At 66.3% G+C, this 17,798-nt stretch carries 20 protein-coding genes; 10 read left to right on the top strand and 10 right to left on the bottom strand.

The genetic code is table 11. The annotated features are described in order from the left end of the window. Positions 1-14: 14 nt before the first annotated feature. Positions 15-1,526, bottom strand: a complete 1,512-nt coding sequence (locus tag GV007_RS17120) for a SulP family inorganic anion transporter (RefSeq protein ID WP_160074752.1) — start codon at positions 1,524-1,526, stop codon at positions 15-17. A 161-nt stretch (positions 1,527-1,687) separates the two neighbouring features. Between GV007_RS17120 and GV007_RS17115 the strand changes: the two genes are divergently transcribed. Then, positions 1,688-2,059, top strand: coding sequence for a MerR family transcriptional regulator (locus GV007_RS17115; protein ID WP_160074750.1), 372 nt, complete (start codon positions 1,688-1,690; stop codon positions 2,057-2,059). A 50-nt stretch (positions 2,060-2,109) separates the two neighbouring features. Here the strand turns inward: GV007_RS17115 and GV007_RS17110 are convergent, their stop codons facing one another. Continuing rightward, entirely contained in the window at positions 2,110-3,513 is a 1,404-nt protein-coding gene (locus tag GV007_RS17110; protein WP_236558610.1) for a TrkH family potassium uptake protein, read from the bottom strand. Between the two features lie 135 nt (positions 3,514-3,648). Here GV007_RS17110 and nhaA point away from each other — a divergent pair, with 135 nt between their 5' ends. Beyond that, positions 3,649-5,010, top strand: a complete 1,362-nt coding sequence (nhaA, locus tag GV007_RS17105) for a Na+/H+ antiporter NhaA (protein ID WP_160074748.1) — start codon at positions 3,649-3,651, stop codon at positions 5,008-5,010. Here the strand turns inward: nhaA and GV007_RS17100 are convergent. The 4 genes from GV007_RS17100 to GV007_RS17085 all read right to left on the bottom strand — a co-directional run bounded on the left by GV007_RS17100 (position 5,001) and on the right by GV007_RS17085 (position 7,268). Next, positions 5,001-5,483, bottom strand: coding sequence for a hypothetical protein (locus GV007_RS17100; protein WP_160074746.1), 483 nt, complete (start codon positions 5,481-5,483; stop codon positions 5,001-5,003). The genes nhaA and GV007_RS17100 overlap by 10 nt on opposite strands. 281 nt (positions 5,484-5,764) lie before the next feature. Then, the gene (locus GV007_RS17095; protein ID WP_160074744.1) at positions 5,765-6,214 is read right to left on the bottom strand and encodes an AraC family transcriptional regulator; all 450 of its coding nucleotides are present in this window, start codon (positions 6,212-6,214) and stop codon (positions 5,765-5,767) included. Positions 6,215-6,348: 134 nt separating this feature from the next. Beyond that, positions 6,349-6,660 carry a hypothetical protein gene (locus GV007_RS17090; RefSeq protein WP_160074742.1) on the bottom strand — a complete coding sequence of 104 codons (312 nt, stop codon included), beginning with the start codon at positions 6,658-6,660 and terminating at the stop codon, positions 6,349-6,351. Then, entirely contained in the window at positions 6,657-7,268 is a 612-nt protein-coding gene (locus GV007_RS17085) for a TetR/AcrR family transcriptional regulator (RefSeq protein WP_160074740.1), read from the bottom strand. The genes GV007_RS17090 and GV007_RS17085 overlap by 4 nt, the downstream gene beginning before the upstream one ends. Positions 7,269-7,437: 169 nt before the next feature. Here GV007_RS17085 and GV007_RS17080 point away from each other — a divergent pair, with 169 nt between their 5' ends. Next, a complete protein-coding gene (locus tag GV007_RS17080) occupies positions 7,438-8,001 on the top strand; it encodes a hypothetical protein (RefSeq protein ID WP_236558609.1) in 564 nt (187 codons plus the stop codon). 19 nt (positions 8,002-8,020) lie between these two features. Then, on the top strand, positions 8,021-8,953 hold the full coding sequence (locus GV007_RS17075; protein ID WP_160074736.1) for a CPBP family intramembrane glutamic endopeptidase: 933 nt from the start codon (positions 8,021-8,023) through the stop codon (positions 8,951-8,953). A 9-nt stretch (positions 8,954-8,962) separates the two neighbouring features. On the opposite strand, the gene GV007_RS17070 is transcribed toward GV007_RS17075, so the two are convergent. Then, positions 8,963-9,622: a stage II sporulation protein M gene (locus GV007_RS17070; RefSeq protein ID WP_160074734.1), complete on the bottom strand. Its 660-nt coding sequence runs from the start codon at positions 9,620-9,622 to the stop codon at positions 8,963-8,965. 111 nt (positions 9,623-9,733) lie between these two features. On the opposite strand from GV007_RS17070, the gene GV007_RS17065 reads away from it, so the two are divergent. The 4 genes from GV007_RS17065 to GV007_RS17050 all read left to right on the top strand — a co-directional run bounded on the left by GV007_RS17065 (position 9,734) and on the right by GV007_RS17050 (position 12,453). Further along, positions 9,734-9,979, top strand: a complete 246-nt coding sequence (locus GV007_RS17065; protein WP_160074732.1) for a hypothetical protein — start codon at positions 9,734-9,736, stop codon at positions 9,977-9,979. Then, the gene (locus GV007_RS17060) at positions 9,976-11,112 is read left to right on the top strand and encodes a sensor histidine kinase (RefSeq protein ID WP_160074730.1); all 1,137 of its coding nucleotides are present in this window, start codon (positions 9,976-9,978) and stop codon (positions 11,110-11,112) included. The genes GV007_RS17065 and GV007_RS17060 overlap by 4 nt, the downstream gene beginning before the upstream one ends. Further along, a complete protein-coding gene (locus tag GV007_RS17055) occupies positions 11,109-11,729 on the top strand; it encodes a response regulator transcription factor (protein WP_236558608.1) in 621 nt (206 codons plus the stop codon). The genes GV007_RS17060 and GV007_RS17055 overlap by 4 nt, the downstream gene beginning before the upstream one ends. A 73-nt stretch (positions 11,730-11,802) precedes the next feature. Next, a complete protein-coding gene (locus GV007_RS17050) occupies positions 11,803-12,453 on the top strand; it encodes a Type 1 glutamine amidotransferase-like domain-containing protein (RefSeq protein WP_201297761.1) in 651 nt (216 codons plus the stop codon). Positions 12,454-12,493: 40 nt separating this feature from the next. Here the strand turns inward: GV007_RS17050 and GV007_RS17045 are convergent, their stop codons facing one another. Further along, positions 12,494-13,480: an alpha/beta hydrolase gene (locus GV007_RS17045; protein ID WP_160074728.1), complete on the bottom strand. Its 987-nt coding sequence runs from the start codon at positions 13,478-13,480 to the stop codon at positions 12,494-12,496. Next, the gene (locus GV007_RS17040; RefSeq protein ID WP_160074726.1) at positions 13,473-14,945 is read right to left on the bottom strand and encodes an MFS transporter; all 1,473 of its coding nucleotides are present in this window, start codon (positions 14,943-14,945) and stop codon (positions 13,473-13,475) included. Before GV007_RS17040 ends, GV007_RS17045 begins: the two co-directional genes overlap by 8 nt. Positions 14,946-15,171: 226 nt before the next feature. Here GV007_RS17040 and GV007_RS17035 point away from each other — a divergent pair, with 226 nt between their 5' ends. After that, positions 15,172-15,765: a class I SAM-dependent methyltransferase gene (locus tag GV007_RS17035; RefSeq protein WP_160074724.1), complete on the top strand. Its 594-nt coding sequence runs from the start codon at positions 15,172-15,174 to the stop codon at positions 15,763-15,765. Positions 15,766-15,911: 146 nt separating this feature from the next. Here the strand turns inward: GV007_RS17035 and GV007_RS17030 are convergent, their stop codons facing one another. Continuing rightward, a complete protein-coding gene (locus tag GV007_RS17030; RefSeq protein ID WP_160074722.1) occupies positions 15,912-16,574 on the bottom strand; it encodes a ThuA domain-containing protein in 663 nt (220 codons plus the stop codon). A gap of 91 nt (positions 16,575-16,665) precedes the next feature. Here GV007_RS17030 and GV007_RS17025 point away from each other — a divergent pair, with 91 nt between their 5' ends. Continuing rightward, positions 16,666-17,772, top strand: a complete 1,107-nt coding sequence (locus GV007_RS17025; protein WP_160074720.1) for a substrate-binding domain-containing protein — start codon at positions 16,666-16,668, stop codon at positions 17,770-17,772. Positions 17,773-17,798: the final 26 nt, after the last annotated feature.

The raw sequence follows: 17,798 nt of genomic DNA, 5'->3' as shown, positions 1-17,798 counted from the left end.
GTCGCGCCCGAGACCTAGTGGCTCGATGCCATCCCTCCGCTGAGCCGCTGGTGGAAGGCGGTGGTCGCGTCGTTCATGCCCTCGATGTGCACGCTCTTGCCGTGGGCTTCATACTTCGCGACGACGGCGTCGAGGGCGGCGACAGTCGAGGCGTCCCAGATGTGGGAGCGGGACATGTCGATGACGATGCGGTCCGGGTCTGTCGTGTACTCGAACTGCGTCGTGAGGTCGTTGCTGGAGGCGAAGAACAGCTCCCCCTCCACGTCGTAGTGGGCGGTGCCGCCGTCGATGCGGCGGGTGACGTTGGTGAAGTGCGCGACTCGGCGGGCGAAGAGGACCATGGCGACGAGCACGCCGAGCACGACGCCGATAGCGAGGTTGTGGGTCCAGACGGTCGCGACGACGGTGATGAGCATGACCGCGAGCTCGCTCTTCGGCATGCGCTTCAGCGTGGCGGGGGTGATGCTGTGCCAGTCGAAGGTCGCGATGGAGACCACGATCATGACGGCGACGAGGGCTGCCATGGGAATGACCGCGACCACGTCTCCAAGCGCGAGGACAAGGACCAGCAGGAAGACGCCGGCGAGGAACGTCGAGATCCGGGTGCGAGCACCGGACGCTTTCACGTTGATCATGGTCTGGCCGATCATCGCGCATCCGCCCATGCCGCCGAAGATGCCGGAGAGCATGTTGGCGACGCCCTGCGCCCAGGTCTCGCGGGTCTTGCGGGAGTGGGTGTCGGTGATCTCGTCGACGAGCTTCGCGGTCATCAGCGACTCGAGGATGCCGACGACAGCCATCGCGATGGCGAACGGAGCGATGATCTGCAGCGTCTCCAGGTTGAGCGGCACGTTCGGTATGAACAGCTCGGGCAGACTGCGCGGCAGCTCTCCCTGATCGCCGACGGTGGGCACGTTCAGGCCGAAGACCACGGCGGCGGCGGTCAGCAGCACGATCGCGATGAGCGGCGCCGGCACGACCTTCGTGAGCCTCGGCAGCAGGTACATGATGAGGAGGCCCGCGACCACGAGCGGGTAGACGAGCCAGGGCACGCCGAGCAGCTGCGGCACCTGCGAGATGAAGATGAGGATCGCGAGGGCGTTCACGAACCCGACCATGACGCTGCGCGGGATGAAGCGCATGAGCTTCGCGACCCCGAGCAGGGCGAGGACGATCTGGATGAGGCCGCCGAGGATGACGGTGGCGATGAAGTAGTCCATGCCGTAGTCGCGGGCGACGGGCGCGATGACAAGCGCGATCGCGCCGGTCGCGGCGGTGATCATCGCGGGTCGACCGCCGAGGAACGCGATGGCAACGGCCATCACGAACGAAGAGAAGAGGCCGACGCGAGGGTCGACGCCGGCGATGATCGAGAATGCGATGACTTCGGGGATGAGCGCGATCGCCACGACCAGACCAGCGAGCACCTCGCGAGTCAGGATGCGGGGGCTCCGCAGCGCCTGCAGCACGGTCGGCTCGATGCGGTAACGGGATGAGGGATCGGAAGTAGGGGTGACGATGGTCACGGGAGGAGCTCCTCGGTGGGTGCAGGAATAGGACGAGGGAGCACGCGCCGTTGCGCACCACGAGCGCCTGAGGCGTCTCGAAAAGAGTGAGAGGATCGCGGAGAACCGCAACCCCACGCAAACCTACCGTAACGTGAGGGTTAAGCCAAGAGGGGCACGAGATGACCGAGGAAACGATGCAGATCGGCAAGCTCGCCGACCGCACCGGCATGTCGATCCGGTCGCTGCGCCACTACGACGAGATCGGGTTGCTTGTGCCCTCGGCCCGCACCGAGGGCGGGTTCCGCCTCTACACCGCTGAGGACGAAGAGCGGTTGCTGCTCATCCGCCGCATGAAGCCGCTGGGCTACAGCCTGGAGCAGATGCGAGAGCTGCTCGACGTCGTCGACGAGCTGACTGCGCATCCCGAGAACGCCGGAAATCGAACGCGGCTCGAGGAGATCCGAAGCGAAGCGCTCAAGCGGCAGGCGAAGCTCCGAAAGCAGGTCGCCGCGGCGGATGAGTTCGTGGAGCGCCTCACCGCGCTGGAATAAGGACGCCGTGTTGGGCGCGTCTTGGTCATCGAGCGCCTGTCCTGCACGACTTACCCGATGACCGGGCGCTCCTCGGGGAGCGTGAAGAGGACGTTGCGCTGGCGGACAGCGAGGGCTGTCGCGAGGGCGATCGGCCCGACGCGCCCCATGAGCATGAGCGCGGAGAGCACGTACTTGCCGAAGGGATTCAGCTCCTCGGAAAGACCGATGGACAAGCCGCAGGTTGCGAACGCCGAGATGACCTCGAACAGCGCGCGGTCGAGTCCGACCGGATTGGTGAGCATGATCAGCGAGGTGGAGACGAGCACCAGGGTCGCCCCGAGGAAGGTCACGCTGATGGCGAGGCGCTGCGTGCTCACGGGGATGCGGCGGCCCGCGACGTTCACGTGCTTCGTTCCGCGTGCTTCCGCGACGATGGCAAGGAAGAGGACCGCGAGCGTCGTGACCTTGATGCCGCCGGCAGTCGAAGCGGACCCGCCACCGACGAACATCAGCGCGTCCGTGAACAGCCACGCGGTTGGCGAGGAGAGCGCGGGGTCGAGCACTGAGAAGCCACCAGAACGCATCATCACCGAGGCGAAGAGCCCCTGAAAGAGTCTGTCCGGCACCGGGCGTTCGCCGAGGGTGGCCGGGTTGCTCCATTCCGCGACGCACCAGCCGACTGCGCCGAGGCCGAGGAGGATGAGGGTGGTTGCGAGGGTGAGCTTCGTGTGGAGCGTCCACTGCTTGCGCACCCAACGCGCACGGAGCAGGTTGAGGAAGACCGGGAACCCGAGGCTCCCGACGAACACACCGACCATGATCGGGATGAGGATCGCGAAGTTCCCATCGAATGTGGCAAGCCCGTCCGGATGCAGCGAGAAGCCCGCGTTGCCGAACGCCGAAACGGCATAGAACAAGCCATGCCACAGGCCAAGCCCCAGGGATCCCTCCGCGACCGCGAAAGCTGGCACGAGCACGATCATGAGGGCCGCCTCGATGGTGAACGTGGTCAGCAGCACCACCCGCAGGAGGCGCCACACGTCTCCCAGGCCCGACGCGCCGATGACATCCTGCGCGAACACCTTCCCTCCAACGCCGAGACGGCGCGTGACGATGCGCGCGAGGAGCAGAGCGAGGGTGACGACACCGAGCCCACCGGTCTGGACAGCGAAGAGAATGACGACCTCACCGAACAGAGACCAGTGGTCCGCGGTATTCACGGTCGTCAGCCCCGTCACGGTCACCGCGGAGACGGCGGTGAAGAGCGCGTCGTGGAACGGTGTCGGCGCGCCATCCGCGGCGGCGATCGGGAGAGCCAAGAGAGCCGCGAACAGCAGCGCCGCAGCCACGAAGACGAGCACCGCCGCTCGCGCCGGCCACCTCGTGACGAAGCGATTGAGGACACTCGACAGACGGGAGCCGACAGTCGTCACAGCTGCGGGCGCCCGCGCAGGCTCACTGCTGAACATCATGCTCCTCGACTCTGCTCGGGCGCGTGCGCGCTCGCGAGGGTGACCGGTCCATCATCGGGCCCCTGGTAAAATCGGCGCTGGTGTGTCGGGAAGCCTGGTCGACGATGTCCTGTCGTCGAACCCGCTCGGAGCCCTATGACGTCTGCAACCTCGTCCCCAACCACCGATCAGACTCCCACCCCTGTCCCCAGCAGGGGCAGTCATCGAGAGTTCCGCCGCATCGGCGACATTCTCCGCAAGGAGACCGTCGGCGGCGTCCTGCTGGCGATCATGGCCGTCATCGCGGTCGTCTGGGCGAACTCTCCCTTCGCCGAGAGCTACTTCGCCCTGCGCGACTTCCGCATCGGCTACGAGCCGTGGCACCTCGAGTTGAGCCTCGGAGCGTGGGCCGCCGACGGCCTGCTGGCGATCTTCTTCTTCATGGTGGGCCTGGAGCTGAAGCGGGAGTTCGTCTCCGGAGATCTGCGCAGCTTCCGCACTGCCGCCGTGCCGATCGCCGCCGCGGTGGGTGGCGTTGCCATCCCGGCTGTCATCTACACGCTTGTCGTCGCCCGTTCGCCTGAGCTGCTCGACGGCTGGGCCATCCCCACGGCCACCGACATCGCCTTCGCGGTCGCCGTCCTCGCCCTCATCGGCTCGCACCTGCCGAGTCCGCTCCGCATCTTCCTGCTCACGCTGGCCGTAGTGGATGATCTGCTCGCGATCAGCATCATCGCGCTCTTCTACACCGACACCATCGACCTGCTTCCCCTGCTGATCGCGCTCGGTGTCATCACGGTTTACGGATTCATCGCGCAGCGCTACCGGAGCCTGTTCGACCGTCATGCGTTTGCGGCCTGGCTGGTGCTGCTCCCGATCGGCGTCGTGGCCTGGGCCTTCCTTCACGCCTCCGGCATTCACGCCACCATCGCCGGCGTCCTGCTCGCGTTCACGATCCCTGTCCTGCGCAGCAAGGGCGACGCGACCCCGGACCGTGCGGGGCTCGCCGAAGAGTTCGAGCACCGGTTCCGCCCGATCTCCGCGGGCGTCGCCGTGCCCATCTTCGCGTTCTTCTCCGCCGGCGTCGCCATCGGAGGCATCGACGGATTCTTCTCGGCTCTGACCGACCCTGTCACCATCGGCGTGATCGCAGCCCTCGTGCTCGGCAAGCCCATCGGAATCGTCAGCACGACCTGGCTCGTCACCCGTTCCAAGAGATTCGCGCTGGATCCGCAGCTGCGCTGGATCGACATCACGGGCGTCGCACTGCTGGCCGGGATCGGCTTCACGGTGTCGCTGTTGATCGCCGAGCTCAGCTTCCCCGCGGGCTCCGCCGAGCAGGACCACGCTAAGGTCGCGATCCTGCTGGCTTCCCTGATCGCCGCGGCTGGCGCGGCGCTCATCCTGAGCCTTCGAAACCGCACCTACCGTCGACTGCACGCGGCGGAGCGCGTCGATGCCGACGGCGACGGAATCCCGGATGTGTTCCAAACTGATGCCGCTTCGGCTCAGCAGTAGTCGCTCGTCGCGGCGGCAGCGATGCTGTTGTGCTCCACATCCCGCCATTTCAATGCCGTGTCGGAGGCGGCGCCCGCCGGACGCTGAATGTGCGCGGCCAGCCGCCGCGTCAGCTGCTCCGGCGCAGTGCAGGCCGTGACATCCAGCAGAACGACGTCCGCAGATTCGCCGAGCTCCCGCTCAAGCGAAGCATGCACCCTCACCGCCAACCCTGCGGCTACCGAATCAAGACGAGCATCGTCCATCTTGCCTGCAGCGTAGACGACGATGAAATGCGCGAACTGCCCATACCGTCGTGCCTCCACGACCGCATCCTTGAGCACTGCTTTCAGCTGTCGCCTTGCGTGCAGCGATGTCGTGGAGACACGAAGGTCGACCGCAAGGACAAGGGCTCTCGCGCTCGTCGTGAGCGAAGCAGGCCGCTCGATGCGGCAGTCGATCACCCCATCGGAGGTTGCGAAGGACTCGAGCACATGCAGCGAGTTCCCGAACAGGAGCGTGGGGCGAGGCATAAATGGGGTCCTTTCGTCAGCGAAGCGATCACGTGATCACTGCCGACCAGACTTCCCGGCGCACCAAGCCCGCAAGGGGCAGGTGACCCACCCTAGTCCGCTCCAGCCCGTCAGCGCCCGGGGCGCCCGAGCAGTCGAGCGAAGAAGCCGCCATCATGTTCTGACGCCACTGCCCGGCCCTGTTCCCCGATGATCCGCAGGGCGTGCTCTACGCAGCTCGTCACCACAGCGGCATCGTCCATCTAGCCCTCCGTTTGGATCGGCACGAGGCAATCGATCTCACCTTCGCGACGGTAGGACTCGATGTGCGGCCTCTCGTGGTCGTGGTCATGATGAGCGAGAGTGAAGAGAACGTCGAAGGCGGCTTCGATCTGGCAGTAGAGGCCTGGGACCTCCCCACGGAGGCGCAGTCTGAGATAGTCGCCTCCCGGGATGATTGATTCGTCCAAGCCGAGGGCGTTGCCCACATCGCGATCTAGCCGCGCGGTGGCGAGACGGTAGACGGCATCGCCGCCGAAGATCAGGCCCATCATTCTTCGCCCCTGAAGCGAGTCGAAGGCTCCCTCGAAGGCTGGCCATGCCGTTTGTACCTCATTGAGATCGAGGGGGACGTCTCGACTCAGCGCAGGTCGATCTTCCAGCGCAACAACATCGATCCGGCCGAGCTCATGGACCATCGGGGAGGAGGTCATAGTGTCGTGTCTAGCATTTTCCTTCAACAGCTCAGACAGTGAGGTGAGCTTCGTGTCGAAACGCAATTCCGGCAATCACTCGGCTCCGGTTGCGGGCGAGACGAAACGGAAGATGACGTCGCCGCACGGACCAGTCACCTTCCTGCGGACTTTCCACCCTCGTCGATCCGTTGCCAGATCTGTCCGCAGAGCAGCCCGATCGACCCTGCGACGGCGGAGATGACGATCGCCATGGTGAGCGAGCCGGCAGGTATCACCCCCGCGACGACGAACAGCGACAGCATGAACGCGATCCCGTTCAGGAGCAGCGAGAACTTGCTCGACCAACGGTGCCATCGCCGGGCACGCGCCGTCGTCTCGTCACCTGTCACGCGGCGGTCCAGGAAGAGGGCGATGAGCAACAGCGGAACGACCTGCAGCGCGGCCTCATAGAGGAGCGAGTTCATGAGGCACTCCAGGCGGCCGTGACGGCGTGCACGGCGAGGTGGAGTGTTTCCGTCTCAGCCTCCGTCCGCACCGCTTCGGCGGGCAGAGCGCGCTCTGTCATGAGGCCACTGAGCACGGTCGCGAGGAACCGTGCCCGCCGCTCGACGTCGCCCGCGGGCACGGCCCCCTCCTCGATGAGCGTGGTCAGCCATCGCTCGATACGGTGGCGTCCCATCCGTTCGAGTGCGAAGTAGGTCGCCGCTTCGTCTTCGGACGGCGGGGATGCCACGTATGCGTTATACAGGGCACCCCATTGCTCCCGGGCGCGATCGCCTACACCCACTTGCGCGAGGATCAGGCGCAAGCAGGCCATCAGGCGATCGGCCGGTGACATGGAGCGATCGGTGATGGGATCGTCGGGGATATCGAGGTCGTAGAGGCCCGCGACAACGGTGTCGATGAGATCGCGCTGGGTTGGAAAGAAATGGCGGAGCGAGCCGGTGCTCACCTGCGCACGGGCGGCGACCGCCCTCACACTCAAGCGCGCGGTCGGGTTCTCGCCGAGCATCGTCGCCGCGGCGATCAGGATCTTGTCGCGCGTGCCCGGCCCCTTGGGTACCTCAGTCATGTCTGCCCTCCTCGCGACAACACTCTATTACGGTGTGCTAGCTTAACGCCTCGTTGACTATCACGCTGTACTAATTCGGATCGAGGACGGAATGGGGCTCAAGCAATGGCGCACCCGGCGCGTGCGTGCAGGATCTGGCGAGCCACTTCGCCGCTACCGGTGGTGGCAGATGTTGAGCAGGTCGCTCCGCGCGATCACGCTGCGCTCCGCCGACGGCACCGCATCCATCTACACGGTCGATGTCCGGCACGGTGGCGATATGACGGACGGCGAGATCCGTGCCCGCCTATACGTAAACGGGGCACTGCAGTCGTTCGCGAAAATGCCGACTCGATTCCCGGTCCCAGGGGGTCACATCGAAGTCGCCATCACCGGCTTCGGACTCAAGCGCTGCCACTACGTGCGCGCGGACGGCAGCGAGGTACAGCTGACCCCCGATCCCGCATCGGGAGAAGGTCGCCGCGCCTGGCTGCACCACAGGCACCCCAGTGTCAGCCGTCTCATCGGCGTCATCTCGACCCTGCTCGTCGTCGTCGGCCTGGGCGTCGAAGTGCCGCAGATCCTCGCATCGCTCTCGCAGATTCCCCCCATCGCCGACTCGATTGGCACCTTCACCTCTCCCGTGCAACTGCCGCTTCAGGCCAACCTGCTCATCGGTCTCGCCGCCGTCATCGGCAGCACGGAGCGAGCGCTGCGGATGCGGTCGAGCTGGATCGATGAACTCGCGAGCTGACCCACGAAAAGGAACGACGATGCCGAACACCACCACGAATTGGCTCCTCCAACACGACCAGCCGATACCGACGCCCCGCGTGCCCACGGCCGTGGAGTACCACCGCGTCTACGCGGGTGAGAAGCGTCGAATCCTCCGCGGCGTCCTCGCGATCGTCCTCCTGTTCGGCGGCCTCGTGGGCTTCGCGCAGCTGTTCCTGTTCGGTGCGGCGATCGTCGACTCGCGAATTCTCGGGCGCACCGGCTTCACGCCCCTCCAGCAAGCCGCGGGAGCACTCTCCCTCGGCGTGCTCATCCCCTACAGCATGCTGCTGCAGCGCCTGCTCTACGGAGTCCCCTTCCGGTCGCTGCACTCCGTGGCCGGGCGTTTTCGATTCGGCGTCTTCGGCCGGGCACTGCTCGCTTTCGGCCCGATACTGCTTGTTGTCGTTGCCTCCGGTTTCCTCCTCGCCCCCGCCGAGCAGGTTCCCTGGACCACCTTCGACCTCGTCGCCTACTTCGTGATCGGGATGCTGCTGACACCACTGGCGGCCGCCGGCGAAGAATACGGCTTCCGCGGGTTCATGTTCCGCGTGGTCGGCGGGTGGACCCGTGGTGCGCGCGTCGGTGCCGTGATCGGAATCATCATCCCGACCGTCCTCTTCTCGCTCTTCCATGGCTCACTGGACCCGTACATCCTCACGTCCTACCTCGTGCTGTTCGGCTCGCTGGCAGTCGTCACGTGGCGCACCGGCGGACTCGAGACCGCCGTCGTCCTCCACGTCGTCTACAACGTCACGGCCCTCGTGCTCGGAACCACGCTGCACGTCGATCTCGGCGGCGCGCTCGACAGCCGCGAAACAGCATCCGGTTCGCTTGCCACCCTCATGCCGAGCGCGACGCTCATCCTCATCACCGCCGTCATCTGGTGGATGACGCGCAGAACTGGACCGGCGCGCACCCCCGAACGCTGAGACGTGTGGCTACAGCAGCCACTCGGCGAGCGGGTGGATGAAATAGCGGAGCGAGATCGCCTCCCAGATGGCCCCGATGACGAGGAGGGAAAGCGCAGGTACGGCGAGCAGCCCCATGCGCTGCAGGCCACGGAGGTATCCGCGTCGCCGAGTGGGGGCGCCGATGGTTCGCGGGAAGAGCCAGTGCCGCCCGAGGAGCCACGCGCCCAGCAGCAGGAGGATGTAGGCCTGCAGCTCGATGATCAGGGTCAGCGAGTGCGGGATGAGCTGCACCCACGCGACGGGCGAGGTGGGAGCGAGGGTGATGCCGGTTTCCACGGCGAAGTAGGCGAAGAGGCCCAGGCCAGCGAAGGGCACGATGAGGGACGGCAGGACGATGAAGCCCAGCCCGACCTTGCCGATGTTGACGGCGAGGATCACGAGAGCGAACAAGGGCGGCGTGAGCACGAGCTCCTGGACCAGCCCCGCCGTGCCGTCGTTCTCGAGGGCATCCGCTCGAGCTGCGTTGAGGTCCGGGAAGACGATTCCCAGCACGAAGCCGACAGCGGTGAGGCCGTAGGCGCCCACGTTGAGCCAGGCGTAGGCGCGTGCGTTGTCGCGGATGAGGCGGAATGTGCGCCGCCACAGGGGTGGTCCTGAGCGGTGTCTCGTTGAAGCTACTGAGGTCATGGTTCCACCTCACCGTCAGACGGGAAGAGTCGGTAGTGACGTCAGGTCACCGAGGAAGGTGACACAGCGTCACTACCCGGAGCGCGTGGAACTGGCCAGAGTTGGAGAACTATGAAGGCAATCGACCTGACACTCAACGCCGTGATCGCCGTGACGGTGACGGCATTCCTCGCGTACCTCGGTTTCCATTTCTGGGACTTCGGCATCTTCACCACCCTGCCGGCGGACATCACCGGCTTCTTTCTCGACAACCCCAGCCTGCAGTACATTGCGCTCGGCATGCTTGTTGCTGCGATGATCGCCAAGGTGCCCGTCGGACGCAGAATCAAGACGCGGGACGCTGAGACTCGGAGGTGACCATCGACATGGTGGGGCGAGATGACGTCCCGTCCGAGCGGCGGATGCGCCAGCTGGCGATGGTCACGGCCGTCGTGGCGATCGCCCCGCTCAGCCTGCTGGGCGTTGCGGTCACCGCCGCATCCTGGTGGGAAGGCGCGACGGCCGCCATCGGCTACCTCCTGGCCCTCGGGGTACTCCGCGAGTGGAGCCTGGATCGGTACCCGCGGAGGGCCATGTTCGCGCTGATCTTCACGGCGGTGGGCTGGGGTGTCGGCTCGCTCACCGCATCGAGCCCCATCAGCTTCGTGCCGCTGTCACTGATCGGGGCCATGCTTCTGGCCAGGTCGCGGAGGCGGACGCTGTGGTTCGTCGTGTTCGCGGCCGGTGTCGCCGGCATGGGCGCCAGTGCGCTCGTCTTCCACCCGGTGACGTGGGAGCTCGTCACTCTCTATCTGGTCTCTCCGGCCCTGGGAACGTTGTTCATCACCGGGGTCATCGTCTTCAGCGAGCATGTCTGGCTCGTCGTCCGGCGCCTGAAAGTGGCTGCCAGGACGGAGGCGGAACTGGCCGTCGCGAACGAGCGGATGCGCTTCGCAGGAGACCTGCATGACATCCAGGGCCACACGCTGCACGTCATCAAGCTCAAGGCCGCTCTCGCCCGTCGTCTCGTTGCGACAGATCCAGACCGGGCCATCAGCGAACTCGATGACATCCGCCAGCTCACGAGTGACACCATCGCGGAGACTCGGACGCTCGCCTACGCTCGGCATCGACTCAACCTTCTGGCCGAGCTCGAGAACGCCACGAAGCTGTGCCAGGCGGTGGGCATCCAGGTCAGGACGGAGGTCGCAGATGGGACGGGGGCCAGCCCACATGAGCTGCTCGCGCAGGTGCTTCGCGAAGCGACCACGAATTTGCTGCGTCATGCCAGCCCCGAGCGCGTGACCATCATCGCGACTCCAGACCGCATCGAGATCACCAACGACGGAGTCGGCGCGGAGGGTGCTGCGCTCCGTGGCCTCGCACGACTCCGCGAACGACTCGAGGCGAATCGCGGGACGCTGTTCGTGCAGCACACCCCGCCCACCTTCACCGTCTCAGCTCACATCAACTCGCCGTCGGTCGAGACTCCGGCGCGGAGTGCGTCGTGAGCAGCGGCCGCGGCCCTGTCCGCGTGGTCCTCGCGGACGACGAACTCCTCCTGCGCACCGCGCTCTCGGCGCTCCTCCCCCTCGATGGCCTGATCCAGGTCGTCGGCCAGGCGAGCAACGGGGACGAAGCCGTCGCTTCCACGCTCGAGCACGAGCCTGACGTGCTTGTCATCGATCTCGAGATGCCCGGGACAGACGGGCTGCAGGCCGTTGCACGGATCCTGGCCGAGCGGCCCGCCCAACGCGTCCTCATGCTCACTCGACACGCACGGCCCGGCGTGCTCCGGCGAGCCCTGGACCTCGGTGTGCTCGGCTTCATGAGCAAGGCCTCCGACCCGGAAGACATCGCGGACGCCGTCGAGCGCGTTCACGCTGGGCAGAGGTGGATCGCCCATGATGTCCTCGAGGCCGCCATGGCTGATGATTCGCCGCTCACCGCCCGAGAAGTCGACGTCCTGCGCGAGACGCGTGAGGGGTACTCCGTCCGCGACATCGCACGGAGGCTCCACCTCGCCCCGGGAACAGTCCGCAACTATCTCTCCAGTGCGATGCAGAAGACGAGTGCCGGCACGCGCCATGACGCAGCCCGAGTGGCCCGCGAGCGCGACTGGCTCTAACGTCTGGACGCAACGCAACGAGCTTCGAGCGGAAGAGCACAGCAGCCTCCTGAGTTCGATGGAGCTGTCGGCTGTGGCTGATACCGTGCCCGGCGTGAAGATCCTCCTGCTGTCTCGCTGTCCGGGTGCGCTGTCGTCTTTCCTCGCGGAGTCGACAGATCGCGAAGGCCCGCTCCGCCTCGGCTACATCGACGACGCCCAGGTGGCGTTCTCGGAAGCTCCGTTCGTGCGAGCAGAACGCGACTCTGTGGAGGAGCTGGGCCACGAGGTCGTCGGCATCACCGTTCGGGGCCTGAGCGTCGCCGAGTTCGAGCGCGTGCTCGGAGGGCTGGATGCGCTGTACGTGGCGAGCGGGAGCACCTTCGCGCTCCTTGAGGCGCTGCGCGTGTCTGGCTGCGACGCCCCCTTGGTCGAGCACGTGCGAGCGGGGCTCCCCTATGTCGGGTCCAGCGCCGGATCGATCATCGCGGGGCCCGATGTCACGCCCGCCTCCCTGATGGACGACCCCGCAGATGGGCCCCTGCTCACTGATCTCACCGGCCTCGGGCTGGTCGAGCAGACCGTCATCCCGCATGCGGATGGGCAGCTGCCGCCCTACCCACCGGACCTCATTCGCTCGACGCTGGACACGTACGGAGCTGACTACCCGTTGCTCCCCCTCGCCGACGACCAGGCCCTCCTCGCCGATGGAACAAGTACGCGAGTGATCGACTCAAGCTGCTGATCGGAGTGCTCCGATCCTCACCGAACGATGTGCATATCTCTCATCGTGATTGCGTCGCGATGTCGAGAAGTCGCCTCGTCCAGTCGGCCAGCGCGGCGGTGGCGCATCGAGAGATGACCGCGCCCGGCATCATGCTCGTGAATCCGTGGAAGGCACCCGGCCACACGTGGAGTTCCGCGTCGCCGCCTGCTGCCCAGATGCTGCTCGCGTACGCGACTGTCTCATCACGAAAGACCTCGACGCTGCCGCAGTCGATGTAGGTGCGCGGGAGGTTGGAGAGATCGGTTGCTCGGGCGGGGGCGGCGAAGACGGAGACATCCTCGCCGGCGCGGCGGGATCCGAGATAGGCGTCCCATCCGAAGCGAGTCATCTGCCGATCCGCGACCCCGATGCCGTCGATCTGCCTGGTCGACACCGTGCAGTCCCGGTCGTCGAGCATCGGCGACACCAGGATCTGCGCCATCAGGGCTGGCCCTTTCCGTTCCCGGGAGAGAAGGGCAGTACCTGCGGCGAGCCCACCGCCGGCGCTCTGGCCGACGACGACGATGCGTTCTGGGTCGATGTCGAGCGCATCGGCGTTTGCTGCGACCCAGGCCAGCCCCGCGTAGCAGTCCTCGACCGGATACGGGTCGGGATACTCGGGGGCGAGGCGATAGTCGACGCTGATGAGCACCACGTCGTGGTCGTTCAGGAGCCAGTCCTCGTATGAGTCCAGATTCCCCAGGTAGTGGCCGAACACCATGCCACCGCCGTGGATCGTGTAGAACGCGCTCGTGATCCCGGTGCGACCGATGCGCTGGACAACGGCGAGGGTGATCGGATCACCGAGGTGGCCTGGCACGGTGAGCGTCCGCCGTTCGTACCCGCGAGCCCGCAGCCGCTCGTCGAGTTCATCTTCCGTGATGTCGAGGCCGCGCAGGTGCGGGAGCATCTCGGTCGTGAGGGTGAGAGGCCCGTGCGCTTCGAGTGCGGTGAGGAAGGTGGCCAGCTCGGGATCGAAGGCCGGGCGAGGTGTGAGGTCAGACATCGGTGGACTCCTGTGTGGTGATCGACGTGGGAAGGGTGCGACGCGAACGTTGGATGCCGATGGCGACGAGCGCCGCAGCGAGGACGGTGATGCTCAGACCGGCGATGAGCATCGCGTCTTGCAACGATGCGAGTCGGTCCGGGGTCCAGGTCACCGTCGCGATAGTGCCGGCGACATGGGCGGCCAGGATCGTGCCAGCAGCGGTGATCCCGGCTGCGGTGGCGATCTCGCTCGCGGTGTCGACGAGGGCGGCACCGATGGAGGTGCGGTTCTCGGGGAGGCCGCGCAGGACGTTGTTCCCGGCGACGGCGCCGACGACCCGCATCCCGGCGGCGACGAGCACGAGCGCAAGCAGGATCCAGGCGTAACCGAAGCGACCCAGGAGCGCGAACACGGCAAGGCCCGCGACGACAGCGGTCGCGCTCATCCAGGCTGCTCGATCAAGACCCAGCCGTCTGACAACCGGGCCGACGAAGCGGCCGCTCACGAGAAGCACCACGATCTGCGGCAGCGTGGCGATCGCGGCGAGGGCGGGCGGCCACCCCCACGCGAGCTGCAATTGCACTGTGACCAGGTACGACAGCCCTGCCATCGCGAGGCCCGCGGCGGCCTTGTACGCCAGACCACTCGCGACCTGAGGCTGTCCGACGAGTCGCAAGTCCAGCAGCGGATGGCGCGCCATGCGGATACGGACCACGAATGCGACGGCCGCGACGACCGTGGCTGTCGCTGTGCTCCACTCCACAGTGACGTCGGCACCAGCGACGAACAGGGTCGGAGTGAGCAGGACGCCGACGACGGTTGCCGTGCCGAGGATCGCGCCGATCACATCGATGCGGTCGCGGTGAAGATCTGCTTGCTGGTCAGCGGCGATCCCCGCGCGAATGCCAAAGAAGGCGATCGCTGCGATCGGAGCATTGGCCACCATCAGTACCTGCCACGGTGACACGGCAAGAGCGAACCCGCCAATCGTGGGCCCGGCGGCGAGGCCCACCAACCCAGCAGTCGAGATGACCGTCAGCGCCCGCACGCGCAACTCGTCTCGAGCGAAGAGCCGGAAAGCCAACGCCATCGACCCTGGGGCTGTCATCGCCGCGGCGACTCCCATCAGCGCGCGTGCGGTGATGAGCTGCTCAATCGACGTGACGAACACGGTCAGCGCGCTCACGATCGCGAGCAACGTCAGGCCGGCGAGCATGATGCGGCGGCGACCGAACCGGTCAGCGACCGAACCGAACAGAAGCATGAGGCTGCCGAAGGCGAGCGAGTACGCCCCGGAGACCCACTGCAGCGAGGCGGTGGGTGCGATGAACTCGCGCCCGATGGAGGGGAGCGCAACGTTCAGGACAGAATTGTCGAGCATCTCGAACAGGAACACCGCAGAGAGGCCGGTCAGCGCAACCCACGCATCGCGCAGACGTGGCGGGGGAGCCTGTACGGCGGCAGGCGTCGTGGATTCGAACATGAGCGCACTCCTTCAATGAAGAAGTGGCGACTCCGACGAGACCGCTTGTGCGTTTCCGTCTGCCTCAGCAGGACGGGATTTTTCCCTCTGCGTGAAGGCTAGCGCATCACCGCCCTATCCCGAGCGTGGTGACGGGCGCCGCATTCTCCAGGCCTGTCGTACCCGTCTTCCCGTGTGCCCTCCCAGGAGTCTCGGCGCTGGGTCGCGTTTCGCTAGCATCGGCTGAATGTCGAACACCACGGACGCGTACTCCCTCCGAGCCGACGAGTACAGCAGCCTCCTGGGTTCGATGGAGTCGGTGCACGACTCCGACCGTCAGCTCATCGACAGCTGGGCGGCGGCAGTCGAAGGTCGGGTGCTGGACGCCGGCTGCGGGCCCGGGCATTGGACGAACTACCTCGCCAGTCGCGGGCTCGAGGTCCGGGGCATCGACCTGGTCCCGGACTTCATCGAGCGTGCGCGCTCCTCCTATCCCGGCGTGCGATTCGATGTCGGGAGCATCGACGAGATCGACGAGCCCGACGACTCCCTCGGAGGCGTTCTGTCCTGGTACTCGACGATCCACCACGACCCGTCTCGCATCTCCGAACCCCTCACCGAGTTCGCTCGAGTCCTGCGCCCAGGCGGCCTGCTCGCCATCGGGTACTTCGAAGGCGCCGTGCGTGAAGCGTTCGATCACGCCATCACAACCGCGTACCGGTGGCCGGCGAGCGAGCTCGAGCGAGCTCTGGAGGCGTGCGGATTCGAAGTACTCGAGTCCCATCGGCGAACGAGCAGAACCCACAGACCGCACGGCGCCGTCGTCTGCCGACTCGCTTGAGCCTGGCTGGACGGCTGGTGGCATCGCAGAACCTCAGCGCATCGAAACGCAGGGGGCCTCGAGGCGTATCAGGAGGGATGCTTCGGCCCAGCCCTTCAGGCGAGTTCGAGTTTCCACTCAGCGACATTGCACTGCCCGTCGTCACCCTAGGGACGCAACCAGCGGATGAGTCGCCGGAGGAGCTCTCGGTGCTCCGGAGCTTCGAAGGATCGAGCGTCGTGCCCGAGCGCATCGTAGGCGGCCCGGCCGTACTCGTCCGTCTCGTCGCGCGTCCAGATGAGCGGGTGCGTGGCGCCGTCGTGGTCGTGGGTCAGCAACGTCCGCATGGCGTCAGCCACGCGCAGGTGGCTGTAGCGCTCATCGTTGATCGTGAAGTCCTCGATGCCGACGGTGATCGGGTCTGCAACGACCTGCACCCGGGTCTCGTCCTGCTCCGGGTGCATGGAAACCCCTCGAACCCACCGACCGCCGAGCGCTTCTTCCCATTCGGGGGACTCGGTGAAGCTGGTCGAGGAGACGTGCATGGCCAGCAGCGGGGTGCCGCTCATGAGGAGTCGACGCAACCCGTCTCGGGCACTGGCCGTGGGCACCTCCCCGCCGTCGCGGGGAAGACCGAGGTTCACGACGAGCAGGTCGGGAGCGGGCGGATCCGAGCTCAGAGTGGAATCGACATCGGTGGCGACAGTTGATGCGAATCCCTCTTCCTCGAGGAGCCGCACCAGCTGAGCGGTGGTTTCCGCGAAGGGATGCCAGGGGTCTGCGTAGCGTCCGACGCCGTTGAGGACGAGGGCGGTGAGTGGGGCGGGCATGTCCCGGAGTGTAGGTGACGCTCGCGCGGAGGGGTCGAGGTGTGTTTGCATTCGGGTGTTCTTGTTCGAATGAGTCCGTTTGGAGTACGCCATGGTCGCCGCCGCCCGTCGGGATGTCATTCTGCGTGAACTGGAGCTGCGCGGTTCCATCACCAACGCCGCATTGGCGGCGAGGCTCGGCGTCTCGCAGATGACCTTGCGACGCGATCTGATCGCGCTGGAATCGAACGGGTTGCTGGTGCGGGTGCACGGCGGAGCGCTCTCACCGGGAGTCGCAGTCCAGCAGGAGCGCGCCGATCCGCGCGCATCACGCGCGAGCGAACGCCCCGTGGCGACCATCGGGATGATCGTGCCCACGAGCGCGTACTACTTTCCGGAAGTGATCAGAGGGGCGAGCCAAGCCGCCCGTGAGCTGAACTGTCGACTGGTGGTGGGCGCGACAAGCTATTCCGAGGCGGAGGAGCTGCGCCAGGCGCAGCGCCTCATCGATCGAGGCGTGGATGCTCTCCTGATCACGCCGCACGACACGATCCACGAGGACTCGCCTCTGCTTGAGCTCCTGGAGCGCGCGCCGGTCCCGATCGTGGTCGTGGAGCGCTCGATCGACGAGGCGATGGCTGGCCGATTGGAGTGGGTGCGCTCAGACCACAGCTATGGCGCGGAGATCGCCGTGCGGCACCTCGTGGATGAAGGACACGAACGGATTGCCCTCGCCGCCCGCCCCGTTGCCACGGCCACCGGACTGAACATCGGGTACCAGCGGGCGATGCGCGCAACAGGGAACAAGGCCGGCCGGATGCGGCGGGAGCTCCCCCATCCCCCGGCCGGCCAGAACGTGCTCATCTCCGAGCTCACGCAGCTGCTGGACGACTGCCTCGCCCAGGGCGTGACCGCGGCGATCATTCTCGGCGACGCGGATTCGATGGCGTTCACGGACCTCGTCATCGAACGAGGTCTGCGAGTGCCCGAGGACTTCGGGGTGATCGCCTACGACGACGAGATCTCGGCCCTCGCGGCAGTGCCACTGACGGCGGTTGCGCCGCCCAAGCACGAGCTCGGCCACACGGCGCTCCGCCTGGTCATGGACCGCCTTCGCCTGGGCGATGAGCGAGCGCGTTCTGTTGTGCGCATGATCCTCCTACCGAGTCTCATAGTCCGGGAGTCGACGCTTCGCACCAGAGATTCTGTGCGTTTGTGAGCGTTTGAGGGACGAACGCTTGGCGC

It is taken from the genome of Pseudoclavibacter sp. 8L (assembly GCF_902506465.1).
In the GTDB taxonomy this organism is placed as follows: domain Bacteria; phylum Actinomycetota; class Actinomycetes; order Actinomycetales; family Microbacteriaceae; genus Pseudoclavibacter.
The sequence above is the reverse complement of the archived record's forward strand: the minus strand, read 5'-3'. Positions and strand labels throughout refer to the sequence as shown.

Excerpts from the sequence above, each read along its gene's own strand:
- GV007_RS17035 (WP_160074724.1), top strand. The coding sequence starts at position 15,172 with ATGTCGAACACCACGGACGCGTACTCCCTCCGAGCCGACGAGTACAGC.
- GV007_RS17070 (WP_160074734.1), bottom strand. The coding sequence starts at position 9,622 with ATGACCTCAGTAGCTTCAACGAGACACCGCTCAGGACCACCCCTGTGG.
- GV007_RS17115 (WP_160074750.1), top strand. The coding sequence starts at position 1,688 with ATGACCGAGGAAACGATGCAGATCGGCAAGCTCGCCGACCGCACCGGC.
- GV007_RS17075 (WP_160074736.1), top strand. The coding sequence starts at position 8,021 with ATGCCGAACACCACCACGAATTGGCTCCTCCAACACGACCAGCCGATA.
- GV007_RS17110 (WP_236558610.1), bottom strand. The coding sequence starts at position 3,513 with ATGATGTTCAGCAGTGAGCCTGCGCGGGCGCCCGCAGCTGTGACGACT.
- GV007_RS17045 (WP_160074728.1), bottom strand. The coding sequence starts at position 13,480 with ATGTCTGACCTCACACCTCGCCCGGCCTTCGATCCCGAGCTGGCCACC.
- GV007_RS17085 (WP_160074740.1), bottom strand. The coding sequence starts at position 7,268 with ATGACTGAGGTACCCAAGGGGCCGGGCACGCGCGACAAGATCCTGATC.
- nhaA (WP_160074748.1), top strand. The coding sequence starts at position 3,649 with ATGACGTCTGCAACCTCGTCCCCAACCACCGATCAGACTCCCACCCCT.
- GV007_RS17030 (WP_160074722.1), bottom strand. The coding sequence starts at position 16,574 with ATGCCCGCCCCACTCACCGCCCTCGTCCTCAACGGCGTCGGACGCTAC.
- GV007_RS17025 (WP_160074720.1), top strand. The coding sequence starts at position 16,666 with ATGGTCGCCGCCGCCCGTCGGGATGTCATTCTGCGTGAACTGGAGCTG.
- GV007_RS17040 (WP_160074726.1), bottom strand. The coding sequence starts at position 14,945 with ATGTTCGAATCCACGACGCCTGCCGCCGTACAGGCTCCCCCGCCACGT.
- GV007_RS17090 (WP_160074742.1), bottom strand. The coding sequence starts at position 6,660 with ATGAACTCGCTCCTCTATGAGGCCGCGCTGCAGGTCGTTCCGCTGTTG.
- GV007_RS17095 (WP_160074744.1), bottom strand. The coding sequence starts at position 6,214 with ATGACCTCCTCCCCGATGGTCCATGAGCTCGGCCGGATCGATGTTGTT.
- GV007_RS17080 (WP_236558609.1), top strand. The coding sequence starts at position 7,438 with ATGTTGAGCAGGTCGCTCCGCGCGATCACGCTGCGCTCCGCCGACGGC.
- GV007_RS17065 (WP_160074732.1), top strand. The coding sequence starts at position 9,734 with ATGAAGGCAATCGACCTGACACTCAACGCCGTGATCGCCGTGACGGTG.